This window comes from Actinophytocola sp., from assembly GCF_036555685.1.
Classification (GTDB): Bacteria; Actinomycetota; Actinomycetes; order Mycobacteriales; family Pseudonocardiaceae; genus Actinophytocola.
In genome coordinates this window covers 36,865-52,690 of record NZ_DATBKY010000306.1, presented here as the reverse complement: position 1 = coordinate 52,690, position 15,826 = coordinate 36,865, and the positions used below count along the sequence as shown (strand labels likewise).

Annotated in this window: 14 protein-coding genes; 12 read left to right on the top strand and 2 right to left on the bottom strand. The window is 72.0% G+C overall.

Annotation, left to right across the window (positions count from 1 at the left end; translation table 11 throughout):
- Nucleotides 1–47 precede the first annotated feature (47 nt).
- The 6 genes from imuA' (at nt 48) to VH969_RS32285 (ending at nt 8,182) form a co-directional block, all read left to right on the top strand.
- Nucleotides 48–737 (top strand): DnaE2-dependent mutagenesis accessory factor ImuA', encoded by a 690-nt coding sequence (gene imuA' / locus VH969_RS32310; protein ID WP_331981327.1) that lies wholly within the window; start codon nt 48–50, stop codon nt 735–737.
- 118 nt (nt 738–855) lie between these two features.
- Nucleotides 856–2,454 carry a DNA polymerase Y family protein gene (locus tag VH969_RS32305; RefSeq protein WP_331981324.1) on the top strand — a complete coding sequence of 533 codons (1,599 nt, stop codon included), beginning with the start codon at nt 856–858 and terminating at the stop codon, nt 2,452–2,454.
- Nucleotides 2,454–2,660 (top strand): hypothetical protein, encoded by a 207-nt coding sequence (locus tag VH969_RS32300; RefSeq protein WP_331981321.1) that lies wholly within the window; start codon nt 2,454–2,456, stop codon nt 2,658–2,660. Before VH969_RS32305 ends, VH969_RS32300 begins: the two co-directional genes overlap by 1 nt.
- A gap of 460 nt (nt 2,661–3,120) precedes the next feature.
- Nucleotides 3,121–6,486 (top strand): error-prone DNA polymerase, encoded by a 3,366-nt coding sequence (locus VH969_RS32295; RefSeq protein ID WP_331981401.1) that lies wholly within the window; start codon nt 3,121–3,123, stop codon nt 6,484–6,486.
- 661 nt (nt 6,487–7,147) lie between these two features.
- Nucleotides 7,148–7,576, top strand: coding sequence for a universal stress protein (locus VH969_RS32290; RefSeq protein WP_331981318.1), 429 nt, complete (start codon nt 7,148–7,150; stop codon nt 7,574–7,576).
- 9 nt (nt 7,577–7,585) lie between these two features.
- Entirely contained in the window at nt 7,586–8,182 is a 597-nt protein-coding gene (locus VH969_RS32285; RefSeq protein WP_331981315.1) for a pentapeptide repeat-containing protein, read from the top strand.
- Here the strand turns inward: VH969_RS32285 and VH969_RS32280 are convergent.
- Nucleotides 8,179–10,923 carry a TNT domain-containing protein gene (locus VH969_RS32280; RefSeq protein ID WP_331981312.1) on the bottom strand — a complete coding sequence of 915 codons (2,745 nt, stop codon included), beginning with the start codon at nt 10,921–10,923 and terminating at the stop codon, nt 8,179–8,181. The genes VH969_RS32285 and VH969_RS32280 overlap by 4 nt on opposite strands.
- A 96-nt stretch (nt 10,924–11,019) precedes the next feature.
- Between VH969_RS32280 and VH969_RS32275 the strand changes: the two genes are divergently transcribed.
- The 5 genes from VH969_RS32275 to VH969_RS32255 all read left to right on the top strand — a co-directional run bounded on the left by VH969_RS32275 (nt 11,020) and on the right by VH969_RS32255 (nt 14,831).
- Nucleotides 11,020–11,964, top strand: coding sequence for a DMT family transporter (locus VH969_RS32275; RefSeq protein WP_331981309.1), 945 nt, complete (start codon nt 11,020–11,022; stop codon nt 11,962–11,964).
- Nucleotides 11,965–11,977: 13 nt separating this feature from the next.
- Nucleotides 11,978–12,832 (top strand): bifunctional methylenetetrahydrofolate dehydrogenase/methenyltetrahydrofolate cyclohydrolase, encoded by an 855-nt coding sequence (locus tag VH969_RS32270; RefSeq protein WP_331981306.1) that lies wholly within the window; start codon nt 11,978–11,980, stop codon nt 12,830–12,832.
- 60 nt (nt 12,833–12,892) lie between these two features.
- Nucleotides 12,893–13,189 carry a DUF3017 domain-containing protein gene (locus tag VH969_RS32265; RefSeq protein WP_414638646.1) on the top strand — a complete coding sequence of 99 codons (297 nt, stop codon included), beginning with the start codon at nt 12,893–12,895 and terminating at the stop codon, nt 13,187–13,189.
- Nucleotides 13,190–13,297: 108 nt separating this feature from the next.
- Nucleotides 13,298–14,281, top strand: a complete 984-nt coding sequence (locus VH969_RS32260; RefSeq protein ID WP_331981303.1) for a malate dehydrogenase — start codon at nt 13,298–13,300, stop codon at nt 14,279–14,281.
- 151 nt (nt 14,282–14,432) lie between these two features.
- On the top strand, nt 14,433–14,831 hold the full coding sequence (locus VH969_RS32255; protein WP_331981300.1) for an SsgA family sporulation/cell division regulator: 399 nt from the start codon (nt 14,433–14,435) through the stop codon (nt 14,829–14,831).
- A gap of 60 nt (nt 14,832–14,891) precedes the next feature.
- Here VH969_RS32255 and VH969_RS32250 read toward each other — a convergent pair whose 3' ends face one another.
- Nucleotides 14,892–15,074: a DUF1918 domain-containing protein gene (locus tag VH969_RS32250; RefSeq protein WP_331981297.1), complete on the bottom strand. Its 183-nt coding sequence runs from the start codon at nt 15,072–15,074 to the stop codon at nt 14,892–14,894.
- 40 nt (nt 15,075–15,114) lie between these two features.
- On the opposite strand from VH969_RS32250, the gene VH969_RS32245 reads away from it, so the two are divergent.
- Nucleotides 15,115–15,768 (top strand): spermine/spermidine synthase domain-containing protein, encoded by a 654-nt coding sequence (locus VH969_RS32245; protein ID WP_331981294.1) that lies wholly within the window; start codon nt 15,115–15,117, stop codon nt 15,766–15,768.
- Nucleotides 15,769–15,826 lie beyond the last annotated feature (58 nt).

The window sequence follows — 15,826 nt, the reverse complement described above, 5'->3', positions numbered from 1 at the left end:
GCTGCCTTCCCCGCGGCGCGTGCGGAGTTGCGGGGAGGTGTGCGCGAATGCCGGCGTTGGGTGCATCGCTGGCCACTTCCGGTGCGGTGGGAGTGGCCAGCGACCTCGCCAAGGCGCCGTCCGGCCGCGTGCGGATGCTACCCGTGCACACCGACCTTGCCGGGCTGTTTCCGTGGGGCGGGCTCCGGCGCGGCAGCACGGTGTCCGTGCACGGCTCGACGTCGCTGCTGCTCGCCCTGCTCGCGGAAGCCACGGCAGGTGACTCGTGGGCGGCCGTCGTCGGCATGCCCGACCTCGGCGTGCTCGCCGCCGCCGAGCTGGGTGTCGCGGTCGACCGGCTCGCGCTGGTCCGGCATCCCGGCGCGGACCTGCCCGCGGTGGTCGCCGCCCTGCTCGACGGGATGGACCTCGTCGTCACCCCGCGCGCGCGGCTCGGCGACGCGCAGGCCAGGCGCCTGTCCGCGCGTGCCCGCCATCGCGGCGCGGTCCTGCTGACGGTCGGCTCCTGGCCGGGCGCCGACCTCGAGCTGCGCTGCGCGAGCTATCGCTGGGACGGCATCGAGCAGGGCGCCGGCTACCTCGCCGGCCGCGAAGTCACCGTCACGGCCCGGGGCCGTGGCGCCGCCGCCCGGCCGGTCCGGACGACCCTGCGGCTCCCCGCTCCCGGCGGCGGCATCGCCCCGGCGTTGCCGGCTCTGCGACCCCGGCCGGCGACCGATCCGGTGGGTGTCGCGTGAGCGTTCGAGGAGTGCCGGGCCGGGCGGTCAACTTGTTGGCAGCAAAGGGTTTCGCCCTGCCTGGCAGTTGGCTGAGAGTCCGCTTGACAGCGCCGCGTATCGCTCGTACGTTCGAAACATGAACAACGTCGGGGCACCACACCGGATGCTCGTCGTGTGGTGCCCGGACTGGCCGGTGACCGCCGCGGGTGCGGCGGCTGCCCTCCTCCCCGGGCGGCCGATCGCGGTGGTCACCGGCAATCTCGTCGTCGCCGCGAGCGCACTTGCCCGGGCGGAGGGCGTGCGGCGCGGCATGCGGCGTCGCGAGGCCCAGGGGCGCTGCCCCGAGCTGGTTGTGTTCGCCGACGATCCCGACCGGGACGCGCGGTTGTTCGAACCGGTGGCCGCCGCGGTCGAGGAGCTCGCGGTCGGCGTCGAGATAGTTCGGCCGGGCATCGTCGCGGTGCCCGCCCGTGGCCCGGCCGGCTACTTCGGCGGGGAGGAGGGAGCGGCCGAACGGCTGATCGACCAGGTCGCGCTGCGCACGGGCGCGGAGTGCCAGGTCGGCATCGCCGACGGGTTGTTCGCCGCCATCCTCGCCGCGCGGCGCGGGCTCATCGTCGAGCCGGGCGCGAGCCGGGAGTTCCTCGCGCCGCTGAGCGTGCGCGAGCTGCACCGGCCGTCCGAGGGGATGGATCGCGCCGACCTGGTGGACCTGTTGCGCCGCCTGGGTTTGCGCACGCTGGGCGCGTTCGCGGCGGTGCCCGAGCGCGACGTCTCCGCGCGGTTCGGCGGCGACGCCGTCGTCGCGCACCGCCTGGCTCGCGGCGGCCAGGAACGCCCGCCGGACCGCCGCCGACCGCCCCCCGAGCTCGCCGTGGACAAGGTGCTCGACCCTCCGGTGGAGCGCGTCGACGCGGCGGCGTTCGTGGCCAAGATCCTGGCCGAACGGCTGCACGCCGGCCTTGCCGTGCACGGCCTGGCCTGCACGCGCCTGGGCATCCACGCGGCCACCGCGCACGGTGAGGAGCGCGAGCGCGTCTGGCGGGCCGCCGAGCCGCTCACGCCGTCCGGCATCGCCGACCGGGTGCGCTGGCAGCTGGACGGCTGGCTGCGCGGCACCACCCTGTCGGCCGGCGTCACGGTGCTGCGCCTGGAGCCCGTCGAGGTCATCGAGGGCACGGCGCTGCAGCTGGACCTGTGGCGCGGCGAGGGTCGTGCGGAGGCCGACGAGCGCGCCGGCCGGGCCATGATCCACGTCCAGGGTCTGCTCGGCGGTCCCGAGGCGGTGGTCGTCCCCGTGCTGGGTGGCGGACGCGATCCGGCCGAGCGCGTGCGCCTGGTCCCGTGGGGCGACGAGCGCAGTCCAGCCGCCGATCCCGCCGCGCCATGGCCGGGAGTGCTGCCCGCCCCGTCGCCGGCGACCGTGCCGATGAAACCGTTGCGCGCCAAGGTGACCGACACATTCGGCCGGCCGGTGGACATCAACGTCCGCGACGAGCTGACCGGCTCGCCGGCCCAGGTGGCGATCGAGGGCGCAGCACCGCGCCGCATCGTCGCCTGGGCCGGTCCCTGGCCGACCGACGAGCGCTGGTGGGCCGAGTCGCACCGGCGTACCCGCCTCCAGGTCCTGCTCGAGGAGCGCGAAGACCCCGACCAGTCCGAAGAGGACACACAGACGGCCCTGCTGCTCGTCCTGGCCGGCGAGAAGTGGACAGTGGAAGGAATGTACGACTGATGCCGCGAGACCCCCGAGCCTGCCCGGAGTGCCGCACCCTGGACGGCAGCTGCCGCCAGTTCGTCATCGGCCACCCGAACCCGGTGTGCGTAGCGGGCTACCCGTACCTGAGCCGAGCCGTCCCCGACCCGGACGAGGACTTACTGGGCTTGGATCTGCTCGTCCCCGCCCCCCGCCACTCCCCGGAGAACATCCGAGCCCGCTGATGAACCACGAAGCCCAACCACCATCGACACACCCGCCCGCCGGGCCGCCCCACCACGCCCCAACCAAGCCGACCTTCTCAGCCCCACACTCGCCGCCCCGGGCCGAGGTAGCCGACAACGTCGCCGATCTGCTGCGAATCGAGGCGCTGGACAGCCCGGCCCGGGGCGGTTTCGCCGCTGCCAATCCGGCTGCCTCGTCGACGATCCGCAACGAGGTCGATCTCGCCTCTCCGGAGCAGTCACCCGATCCGGCGTGCGCCGCCACGCCCGGCCGTGTCAGCTTCGCCGCCATACCAACCGATGGCACCATCGCCGCCAGTCATCCCGTCGCGAACGGTTTTGCCACGAGCGCCGGCTCCCGCGGCGGCGGCTCCGTCGCAACCGGTCCTTGCCCAACCAGCCCACCAGTCACCACAACCGCCCGCCCGAGTGCTGCCACGTCGCGAGCGAGATGTCGCTGATGGGCTGGAACAACCCACCGGTCAGCTGGTCCGAAGTAGAACGCATCCTCTCCGGCCGGCCACCCGAGAAGAAGGCCGGGATCCGCGGCGACGGCGGCGACAGCCCCGCCTGGTCCAGACACCGGGAGCGCTACACCGCGCCAGCCGGCCTCGGCCCACCCGGCCCCACCGACCTCGCCGGTGCCGAGACCCGAACGCCCTACGCCGAGTTGCATTGCCACTCGAACTTCAGCTTTCTCGACGGCGCCAGCCACCCCGAGGAGCTCATCGAGGCGGCCGCACTCCTCGGGCTGGACGCGATCGCGATCACCGACCACGACGGCATGTACGGCGTCGTCCGTTTCGCCGAGGCCGCGAAGGAACTCGGCGTCCGCACGGTGTTCGGTGCCGAGCTCAGCCTCGGCCTGCACGAACCGCAGAACGGCGTCGCCGACCCGGAGGGCGAGCACTTGCTCCTCCTCGCCACCGGTCCCGCCGGGTACCGGCAGCTCTGCCGCACGATCACCACGGCCCAGCTCGCCGACGACAGCGAGAAGGGACAGCCGGTCTACGACTACGACGAGGTCGTCGCCGAGACCGCGAGTGAGTGCGTCGTGCTGACCGGCTGCCGCAAGGGTGCCGTGCGCGCGGCGTTGCTGCGCGACGGCCCGGCCGCCGCGTTCGCCGAGCTCACCCGTCTCGTCGACCGGTTCGGCAAGGACCGGGTGTACTTAGAGCTCATCGACCACGGCATGCCGCTCGACACCATGCACAACGACCTGCTCGCAAAGATGGCCATGGACCTGCACCTGCCGGTCGTCGCCACCAATGCCGTGCACTACGCGCACCCGAACCGCGGCGACCTCGCCGCCGCCATGGCCGCGGTGCGCGCCCGCCGCTCGCTCGACGAGCTCGACGGCTGGCTGCCGCCCGCGCCGACGGCCTACCTGCGCTCGGGCGCGGAGATGAGCCGGCGGTTCGCGCGGTATCCGGGCGCCGTGCAACGCGCCGCGCTTCTCGGCGTCGAACTGTCCTTCGACCTCAAGCTGGTGGCGCCCGAGCTCCCACCGTTCGAGGTCGGCGGCCACACCGAGGACAGCTACCTGCGCGAGAAGACCTACGCCGGCGCGCTGCGGCAGTACGGCACTCCCGGGGCCAACCCGAAGGCCTACGCACAAATAGAGCACGAGCTGCGTGTCATCGAGGAGCTGGGCTTCCCCGGCTACTTCCTGATCGTGTCCGACATCGTCGACTTCTGCCGACGCAACGGGATCTACTGCCAGGGCAGGGGATCGGCGGCCAACTCCGCCGTCTGCTACGCGCTCGGCATCACCAAGGTCGACGCCGTGAAATGGAACCTGCTGTTCGAACGGTTCCTCGCCCCGGCCCGCGACGGCCCGCCGGACATCGACCTCGACATCGAGTCCGACCGCCGCGAGGAGGCAATCCAGTACGTCTACGAGCGCTACGACCGCCGGCACGCCGCCCAGGTCGCCAACGTCATCTCCTACCGCGCGAAGTCCGCGGTGCGTGACATGGCCAAGGCCCTCGGCTACTCGCCCGGGCAGCAGGACGCGTGGAGCAAGCAGATCGACCGCTGGGGGCCACTCGAGTCCACTGTGGCGGACAACCACCACGACGTGCCGGCGGCCGTGCTCGAGCTCGCCGGACAGCTGGAGCACTTCCCGCGGCACCTGGGCATCCACTCCGGCGGCATGGTGATCTGCGACCGGCCGGTCAGCGAGGTGTGCCCGGTCGAACGTGCGCGGATGGACAAACGCACGGTCGTGCAGTGGGACAAGGACGACTGCGCGGCCGCCGGTCTGGTCAAGTTCGACCTGCTCGGCCTGGGCATGCTCTCCGCGTTGCGGTACATGGTGGAGATGGTCGAGGAGCACCACGGCACGACGGTGAACATCGACAGGCTCGACCTCGACGACGAGCACGTCTACGAGATGCTGACGCGCGCTGACTCGGTCGGCGTGTTCCAGGTCGAGAGCCGCGCGCAGATGGCCACGCTGCCCCGGTTGAAGCCAAAGGAGTTCTACGACCTGGTGGTCGAGGTCGCGCTGATCCGCCCAGGCCCGATCCAGGGCGGCTCGGTCCACCCGTACATCCGCCGTGCCAACGGACAGGAAGAAGTCACCTACGACCATCCGCTGCTGAAGAAGGCCCTGCACAAGACCAAGGGCGTGCCGCTGTTCCAGGAACAGCTGATGCAGATGGCCGTGGACATCGCCGACTTCACGCCTGCCGAAGCCGACGAGCTTCGCCGCGCGATGGGCGCCAAGCGGTCGACGCGGCGGATGGAGCGGTTACGCGAGCGCTTCTACGCCGGAGCGGCGAAGCACGGGATCGACGCCGACCTGGCCGGGCGGATCTACGAGAAGCTGCTCGCGTTCGCCAACTTCGGCTTCCCGGAAAGTCACGCGCTGAGCTTCGCGTACCTGGTGTTCGCGAGCGCGTGGTTCAAGCTGTACTACCCGGCCGCGTTCTGCGCCGCGCTCCTGCGCGCGCAGCCGATGGGCTTCTACTCGCCGCAGTCGCTGGTGGCCGACGCCCGACGGCACCTGGTCACCGTCCGCGGGCCGGACATCAACGCCAGCCTCTCGTACGCGACGCTCGAACCATCGGGCTTCGCGCTACGCCCACGCGATCCTCGCGACGAACACGACAGCGCGGGACCGGCGGTGCGCACGGGCCTGGGCACCGTGCGCACGATCGGCGACGAGCTGGCCGGCAAGATCGTCACCGAGCGCGAGGACAACGGCCCGTACGCGGACATGACCGATCTCGCGCGTCGGGTGCAGCTGACGAGGGCGCAGATCGAGGCCCTCTCCACGGCGGGCGCGTTCGACTGCTTCGACCTGGCACGCCGCGAAGCCCTGTGGGCAGCAGGCGCGGTGGCCGGCGAACGACCCGACCGGCTGCCGGGCACCGCGGTGGGCGCGACCGCGCCGTCGCTGCCCGGCATGACCCCGCTGGAACTGACGGTGGCCGACGTCTGGGCGACTGGCCTGTCCCCGGACACGTTCCCGACGGAGTTCCTGAGAGCCCACCTGAACGAGGTAGGCGCACGCCCGATCAAGACGGTGTCCGAAAAGGACAACGCCACCCGCGTCTTCATCGGCGGCGCGGTAACCCACCGCCAACGCCCCGCCACCTCGGGCGGCGTGACGTTCCTCAACCTGGAGGACGAGACGGGCATGATCAACGTCGTCTGCTCGCCAGGCCTGTGGACCCGCTACCGCCGCATCGCGAGGAACTCGTCGGCCCTGCTGGTCCGCGGCATGGTCGAGAGTGCAGAAGGCGTAACAAGCATCCTGGCCGACCACCTGGAGCCCTTGGACCTGAGCATCCCCGCCAAGTCAAGGGACTTCCGCTAACCCGCAGTCCCGCCCGCAACCCGCACCGCACCGCACCGCACCGGGGGTGGGCTGATGCGTGACCTCACGAATCGAAAGTAGACGCTGAGCCGCGGGCAGCAGACGCGCAGCTCCGGCGATTCGTGAACCCGGCCCCCTTGACCCGCGGCCCGACACGAGTTGTCCACACACCAGCCGTCGACGCGCTCGAACCGTCGGCCCTGCCTACTAGGCTTGGCAATCGGGGGATCCATCGCCAGGAATGCCTCGAAAACCGTTGTGCAGCAGGCAAGTCGGTCGGATCTTCCATTCGCACGCCGCAGTTGTCCACAGGCGACAGCGATCCCGCCTCCTCACACCCACCGCCGGTAGACTGGAACGTGGGTGGCCCCCGGGAGTGGTGGGGCTTTGCCAACGCGAGGCCAGATGCGCCAGTGCGATGTCCGGACAGCTGTGGGGTGGGCGGGCACGAGGTCCAGCGGTGTTGGGGATCCGCACCGCAGCGACGCTCTCAGCGGATCACTCCACACGAGAGCTGAGCAAGGCACAATCCGCCGGCCGACGCATGCGGGCAGTCGAGAGCAAGAGACAGCCGGGTGAACGCGGCGCGTAACAAAGAGCGCGTTGGTGAGCACCCGATGGGCCCTATGTCCTTGCAGAGCAACGGATCTAAGATCCAAGCGTGTCGCGACGGGGCGATTTCGAGATCGGCAAGGACGGGCTTGCCGTGATCGTGGTCGGGGTTGACGGGGGCGATCGGGCGCTGCACGCCGCCGCCTGGGCCAGTGGGCTCGCCCGCCGCGAGCGGGCGTTGCTCGTCCTCGTCTACGTCGAGGCGCTTGCCGGGCCCGCCTACTGGTCGCCCCTCGGCATGGCCACCGCGGCCGAGGCGGCCAGCGAGTACGTCGCGGAGCTGCACCAGGCCGCGTCCGCCTATCTCGATCAGTCCGGCGTGCAGTGGGAGCTCGTCCACTACCGCGGAGATCCGGCCCACGGACTGGAGGCCGTGGCCGAGGACCGGCGGGCCGACTGCATCGTCGTCGGGCGCGGGGGCGGCGTGACGCGCTCGCTCGTCAACGACGCGCGCCGGCCTGTCGTGGTCGTTCCATAGAGTGCCCCCATGACCGAACGGGACGAGAACTATGCGGACGCCGTCCTCACCGGGCAGGAGTGGACCGGCCGCGCGTTCGAGGACTGCACCTTCGCCGAAGCCGACCTGCGCGGCCTCATCACCAAGGGCTGCACCTTCGACAACTGCGACTTCACCCGCACCGATCTCGGCGAGTCGCGGCACCGCTCCAGCGCCTTCCGCTCCTGCACCTTCAAGCGCACCACGCTGACCGAGAGCGAGTTCACCGGCTGCAGCCTGCTCGGCTCGACCTTCGTCGAATGCCGGTTCCGGCCGTGGAAGATCACCGACTGCGACCTCACGCTCGCGAGCCTCTCCGAGGCCGCATTGCGCACGACCAACCTCGCCGGCCTTCGCTTCCGCGAGGCCAACCTCATGGGCGCCGACCTACGCAACACCGACCTGCGCGGCGCGGACCTCACCGGCGCCCGCCTGCTGGAGGCGAAGTTCGACGGCGCCGACCTCCGCGAAGCACAGCTCGACGCCACCGGTCTGACACACGCCAAGCTCGGCGGCGCCCTCGTCGACCTGGATACCGCCGTCGCGTTCGCCGCCGCTCACGGGCTGCGCGTCGACACCTCGAGCTAGCTCGGCGGCCGCTCCCTGCCGTTGACCTCCACGAGCCGGCCCATCGCGACCAGCTCGCCGATCGCGTCGGGCAGCAGGTACGCCGTCCCGCCGCCGGGCTGGTCGAACCACGGGATCGCCGCGCCGGTCAGCACCTGCACCGGCTGCCGGACCTGGTACACGTGGTACGGCCGCTCCACCCACTCCGGCACCAGCGACCGCTCCCGGAACGGCGTGCCCTGTGCGTACACGAGGTTGCCGTCGTCCTCGCCGAACCGGTCGATCTCCATGCCCGGTTCCAGCTCCACGAGCCGCTTGCCGCGGAACAACGTCAGCGGCGGCTCGCCGGGCAGCGGGCTGATCGGCCAGTCGCCGGACACCGGCGCGGCTGCCGACCCGGCCGGCGCCGGCCGGGCGACCATCGTCTGATCACCAGCGCGCGCGCCCGGCCCCGGTGAGTCCGGCCGCCCCGGTTCGGGACCACCGGCACCGGACCGCGAGAACTCCGGTCGGTCGAAACCGGACTGTGGCGACGGTGGCCCGGACAGGTCGGGACGCTCGAAACCCGCGCGAGGCGAGGCCGGCATGTCCGGACGGTCGAAGCCCGACTGCGGCGACGGTGGCCCGGACACGTCGGGACGCTCGAAACCCGAGGGCGGGGAGTCGGCCAGCAGCGCGTCCGGCCGGGCGAACTCGGTCCGCTCCAGCTCCGAGCCACGCGGGTCCGGCTGCCTGCCGAACGGGCCGTCCGGTTCGAACCCCGCGCGGGCCGCGCCGACTCGATCGTCCGGCCGGCCGAACCCGCCGCCCGGAACCGGCTGGCCGGCGCCGCGGCGAGGTAGATCGTCGGGCTCGTGGTAGCCACCATCGGGTGGGCGGTAGCCGTCCGGCTGGCCCCCGCCGCGGCGGGGCAGGTCGTCGGGCTCGTGGTAGCCGCCGTCCGGCGGGCGGAACCCGTCGGGACCGCCCGCGGCACCGTATGCGCCCTCCGGCTGGCCGTAGGACGAGCGGCCGTTGTCGGGCCGGCCGTCCGTGTCGGGGACGCCGTGGCGGCTGTGCCGACCGGAGTCCGGTCCGGCATCCGGCGGTCCGTAGTCCGGGGCCGCGGGCTCCGGGTAACCGCCTGCGGGGCCGAAGCCGCCGGGTGCGCCCGGACCGAAACCGGCCTCGGGCACGCCGCCGTCAGGTGCCGGACCGAAGGTGCCCGGCGCACCCGGGCCGAAGCCGCCGTCGGGCATGCCCGCGTCCGGTGCCGCGCCGAAGCCGCCCGGGCCGTAGCCGTCGGGCGGGCCGTAGTCGACGGCCTGCGGAGGCGGTGGCGTGACCGCGGCCGCTGCCGGCGGCGGAGCCTCGAGCTCCTGGCTCGGGCTCACCGGTTCGTCGGAGCTCAGTGCCGCGTCCTTGCCGGACCCCTCGGAGCCGGACATGCCGTACGACGCCGGCACCACGTGCACCGGGCCCGGCGCGTGCCCGCGGTCCGCGTCCATCATCAGCTTGCCCAGCAAGAACGCCGACGCGTCGGCGACGTCCTCGAACATCGCCGGCGCCACGAACGCGCGGTCGTACCAGCCGACCCGCCAGCCCTCGTCGGTCTGCTCCATCGTCCACGCGCGCCCGCCCGGCGGGCCGATCCGGAACGCCGTGTCCGGCACGCCGAGGTCCGACAGCCGCGCGCGCAGCGCGTCGATCGTCTGCGCCGGCGGACCCTGCGACGGCAATGCGGCCGGCGGGGCCGAACCACTGGGATCCGGCGGCGGGACGATCGGCTTCGGCGCTGGCACGACCTTCGTGACCGGTGGCGGGGGCGGGCCCGGGGGCGGTGGCGGGGGCGGTGCCATCGCCCGCGTCGGCGGCGCACCGGGCGGTCCAGGCGGCGGACCAGGCGGACCCGCCGGACCGGGCGGACCAGGTGGCGGTCCGGGCGGAGGGCCCGGCGGCCGCGGCGGCCCACCGGAACCGAGGAACGCGGCGGCGGCCGACCGGACCGAGTCGTCGATCAGCGGGACCTCGAAGTGCTGCCGCGCGATGTGCTTGACGAGGTCCGGCTCCGGCGGAATGTTGTGCTCACGCAGGTAGTAGTTGACCGCGGCCGGCCAGATCCAGGTGCCGTCCGTGTGGAACGCGACCGGCACCGACTGCCGCCCGTCCGGCCCCATGCGATCGATGTCGTAGCCGCGCGCGGGTCCGGCCAGCGGCGCGGCGTCGAGGTAGTCGAGCACGTCCCGCACCTCGTCCGGCGCGACCGGCGGGCGGTTCACCGCCTGGTTCGGGCCGTCGAAGATCCGGGCCACGCGGAAGCGCGGCGGCGGCGGGCCACCCGGGGCGGGCGGCGCCGAGGCCAGCCTGCGGCGCAACCACGCCGGCACGTTGTCATCCGTGCGGGGGAACATCCGCATGTCGTCGGGGTAGGCCTGCGGCGGCGGCGGCAGGTCCCACTTCGGCTCCTCGCGGTCGTACTCGAGGTTGTACGACGACGGGTGGTCGAGCCGGTACCTCGCGTTGAACCACGTCCCGCGCCCCTCGCGGTACATGCCCCCACGTAGCCGTGCGAACAACCCCGCCAGGTCCGGCGGCATCGTCCACGGCTCGGTCCCCCCGTCGGTGTAGACCACCTTGCCCGTCGACTCGGAGTAGCGGCCCACCGCGCGGTAGTCGACGGTCAGCTGCTCCCAGTCGTCGGGCGCGACCCGCAGCATCGCCAGCCCGATCTGCTTGACCAGGGCATCCTGCTCGGTCGGGGTTAGCTGGGTCGGTTGTGCCACGCTCACATCTTCCCTTGTCCATCGGACTGCGGCTCAGCAAGCTCTCTACCTGGCCGGTGACCCTCGCCGCAAGGCCGTAGGTGAGGATGTGCACACGTGATCTCCTCACCGCACCATCCGCCCGCACGCGTACGGGTGGCAGGCGCCGCCGTCGCCGCGGTCGGCGGGGTGGCGCTCGCCGTTCAGGGCCGTATCAACGGTCAGCTGGGGCACGTCATGCACGACGGCGTCTTCGCCGCACTCATCTCCTTCGGCATCGGCACCGTCCTGCTTGCCGTGTCCGTGGCTGCGACTCCCTCGGCTCGCGCCGGACTGGTCCGGCTCCGCAACAGCGTACGCGGCGGCCGGCTGCGCCCCTGGCAGTGCCTGGGCGGCGCGTGCGGGGCCTTGTTCGTGACCGCGCAGGGGATCACGGTCGCCACGCTGGGGGTCGCCGTGTTCACGATCGCCGTGGTGGCCGGGCAGGTCGTGGCGAGCCTCGCGGTCGACCGGGCCGGGCTCGGGCCCGCCGACCCGCAGCCGGTGACGCTGCCGCGTGCGGCCGGCGCGGCGCTAGCGGTGGTGGCCGTGGTGATCGCGGTGTCCGACCATGCCGCGATCGAGGCGGGCGGCCTGTGGTGGGCGCTGCTGCCCGCGATCGCCGGGCTGGGGCTGGCGTGGCAGGCGGCGGTCAACGGGCTGGTGCGGGTCGAGTCCGACCACATCGTCGTGCCCACGCTGGTCAACTTCTCCGTCGGCACCGCGGCGCTGATCATCGCCGCGCTGGTCGACGCGCTCGTGCGCGGACTGCCCGGGGCGCCGCCCGGCGAGTTCTGGTACTACGTCGGCGGCCCGCTCGGCATGATCGCGATCCTGACCGCGGTCGCGGCCGTCCGGTTCACCGGCGTGCTCCTGCTCGGGCTCGCCTCGGTCGCGGGCCAGCTCACCGGCGCCGTGCTGCTCGACATCGTCGTGCCCACCGGGGGCGGGCTCACCGCGGCGAGCGTGATCGGCACGGCCATCACGATGGTGGCGGTCGGCGTCGCGGCGATACGGCGGTGAGAGGATGCAGGGCGTGACCGCAACGATCCTGGACGGCAAGGCGACTCGCGACGCCATCTTCGACGACCTCCGCGAGCGGGTCGCCGCGCTCGCGCGCAAGGGCGTCGTCCCCGGGCTCGGCACGATCCTCGTCGGCGACGACCCGGGCTCGCACTCCTACGTGCGCGGCAAGCACAACGCCTGCGCCAAGGTCGGCATCACCTCGATCCGCCGCGACCTGCCCGCGGACATCACGCAGGCCCGGCTGCACGAGGTCATCGACGAGCTCAACGCCGACCCCGCGTGTACGGGTTACCTGATCCAGCTGCCGCTGCCCGGGCAGCTCGACTCGGGCGCCGCGCTCGAGCGGGTCGACCCGGCCAAGGACTCCGACGGCCTGCATCCGATGAACCTCGGCAAGCTCGTGCTCGGCGAGACCGGTCCGCTGCCGTGCACGCCGGTCGGCATCATCGAGTTGCTCAAGCGCTACGACGTGCCGATCGCCGGCGCGAACGTCACGGTCGTCGGCCGTGGCGTGACCGTCGGCCGCCCGCTCGGCCTGCTGCTGACGCGCCGCAGCGAGAACGCGACGGTGACCTTGTGCCACACCGGCACGAAGGACCTGGCCGCCGAGACCCGCCGGGCCGACATCGTCGTCGCGGCGGCCGGCAACCCCGCGCTGATCACCGCCGACATGATCAAGCCCGGCGCCGCGGTTCTCGACGTCGGCATCACCCGCACCGACCAGGGCCTCGTCGGCGACGTGCACCCGGCCGTCCGCGAGAAGGCCGGCTACCTCGCGCCGATGCCGGGCGGCGTGGGACCGATGACGATCGCGATGCTGCTGACGAACACGGTCCTGGCCGCCGAACGGAGCTTGTCGAAGTGAGCATCGGCACCGAACGGAGCTTGTCGAAGTGAGCATCGGCACTGAACGGAGCCTGTCGAAGTGACCACACCCCAGCGCCGCCGCCACCCGGTCCTGACCCACCTGCCGTTCGGCATGGTGCTGGCGGTTGTAGCGCTCGGGTTGGTGCGGATCCTGCTCTACCACTGGCGGCAGGGCACGGTGCTGATCGGTGCCGCGCTGATCATGGCGGCGGCCATGCGCGCGCTGCTGCGGGACGACCAGGCCGGTCTGATCGCCATCCGCGGCCGCGGCGTCGACGTGCTGACCTATGCGGGACTCGGCGTCTGCGTGCTCGCGGTCGCCCTGACGATCGAGGGCTTCTCGCTGGACCACTGACCGGTCCGGCGTCACATGTGACGGTGCGCTCCCAGCGGTGGTGCGCGGGCACCCGGTTGCTAGCCTCCCACCACCGGATTTCGTCATTTCGTCGGGAGGATCTTCCCCGTGGCAAGCAAGGCTGCCGTCAAGGTCACCGTCACCGGTGCCGCCGGCCAGATCGGGTACGCACTGCTGTTCCGCATCGCCTCCGGCCAGCTTCTCGGGCCGGACACGCCCGTGCGGCTGTCGCTGCTGGAGATCCCGCCGGCGCTCAAGGCCGCCGAGGGCACCGCCATGGAGCTCGACGACTGCGCCTTCCCCCTGCTCGCCGGCATCGACATCACCGACGACCCGAAGCACGCGTTCGACGGCGTGAACGTCGCGCTGCTGGTCGGCGCCCGGCCGCGGACCAAGGGCATGGAGCGCGGTGACCTGCTCGAGGCCAACGGCGGCATCTTCAAGCCGCAGGGTGAGGCGATCAACGCCGGCGCCGCCGACGACGTCCGCGTCCTCGTGGTCGGCAACCCGGCCAACACGAACGCGCTCATCGCGAAGGCGCACGCGCCCGACGTGCCGGCCGACCGCTTCACCGCGATGACCCGTCTCGACCACAACCGCGCGCTGTCGCAGCTCGCCGGGAAGCTCGGTGTCGCGGTCGGCGACATCTCGAAGATGACGATCTGGGGCAACCACTCCGCGACGCAGTACCCCGACCTGTTCCACGCGGAGGTGAACGGCCGGACCGCGGCCGCCGCCGTGAACGATGACGAGTGGCTGAAGAACACGTTCATCCCGACCGTCGCCAAGCGCGGTGCCGCGATCATCGAGGCGCGCGGCGCGTCGTCGGCCGCGTCAGCCGCGAACGCCGCGATCGACCACGTCTACGACTGGGTGAACGGCACCGACTGGACCTCGATGGCCGTGGTGTCCGACGGCTCCTACGGGGTGCCGGAGGGCCTGATCTCCTCGTTCCCGGTGCGCTGCGCCGGAGGGCGGTGGGAGATCATCCAGGGTCTGGAGATCGACGACTTCTCCCGCTCGAAGATCGACGCCTCGGTCGCCGAGCTCGCGGAGGAGCGGGACGCCGTCCAGGGGCTCGGGCTTATCTAGATCCCCAGGTCGGACGTTAGCTGTGGGTATCCGTTCGCACCGAATAGCGTGAATATTTCGGCTTCGGCATCATGACCTGGCCGCCAGGTCGATCTCATCCTCGACCGGCCCGCGCCCAACGGCGGACCGGCTCGAGGAGGAGGGCCAGACAATGTCGACCGAAGCCATCCACGCGGAGCTCGTGGCGCTGCATGACGGCACCCCGGTTCGCTCGCGCTGGTCCTACCGTGCCGATCAGCCGTTCACCGTCATCGCCGCGTTCCAGACCGAGCGGGACCGCTGGGTCGAATGGGCGTTCTCGCGTGACCTGCTGGTCGAAGGCCTACGCGGGCCGGCGGGGGTGGGCGACGTCCGCCTGCGTCCCGAGTACGAGGGCGAGCTGACGATGCTCGTCGTCGAGATCGAGTCGCCCGAGGGCTACGCCGAGCTCGAGCTGGACCACGCGGGTGTCCGCTCGTTCCTCGCCGCCACCGAGCAGATCGTGGCCATCGGCGCGGAGTCCGACCACTTCGACGTCGACGGCCTGATCGACGAGCTCATCCGGGTCTGACCGGGCGCGCGGCCACGACGCCTTCCCGGCACCGCAGGCCGGGAAGGCGTCGGCGTCTTCTCAGCCGTGCTCGATCACGCAGTCCGGGCCCGGGAACACGAGTCCCTCGTGGCCGTCGGGATAGCGCACCAGGTAAGGCGGCCCGCCTTCGTCCCCGCGCACCTCGACGATCTCGGCCAGCTGGTCCGGGTTGCCAACGTTGCGACCGTGGACGTGCAGCCGGTCGCCTACTGCCGCTTCCATGTGACCACCTCCGCCCGTTCAGGGTAACTAGGGTGGACCGGTGAACGAAGGGTCCGAGGTCCTCGACCGGCTCACCGGTGTATGCGGCGAGCTGGTGCTGCGCCGGGCCGGCGCGGACTTCGAGATCATCGCGAACGGCGTGTTCCTGATGGACACGCGCGGCGGCGCGTCCGAACGACTCATGGTCGACGCGGTGGCCGACCGGATGCCGGCCGGCGGCCGGTTGCTCGTCGGCGGGCTGGGCGTCGGGTTCTCGCTCCGCACGGCGCTCGACCATCCGCGGGTCGGCGAGGTCGTGGTCGTGGAGCGCGAGCGGGCCGTGATCGACTGGAACCGCGGGCCGCTGCGGTCGTGGCACGGCGACGCGCTCGCCGATCCGCGGGTGCGGTGCGTCGAGGCCGACCTGCTCTCGTGGCTTCCCTCGTCGGGTGAATTGTTCGACGGCATCTGCCTCGATATCGACAATGGTCCGGATTGGACCGTCACTGACGGGAACGCCGCTCTCTATGACAATTCCGGACTCGGCATGGTCGCTCGCACGCTGTCGCCCGGTGGCGTGCTGGCGGTCTGGAGCGCGGGTGCGAGCCCGGCCTTCGCAGCGCGCCTGGCTGCGCGTTTCGGCGCGGTCGAGACACTCTCCGTCCCGGTGTCACGCGGCGAACCTGACGTCGTGTTCCTCGCCCGCGCCAGGTGATCCGATCGAAATCGCCGGCTTGGTAACTCATGGCCGGAGTGTTGCGATTTCATCGAAT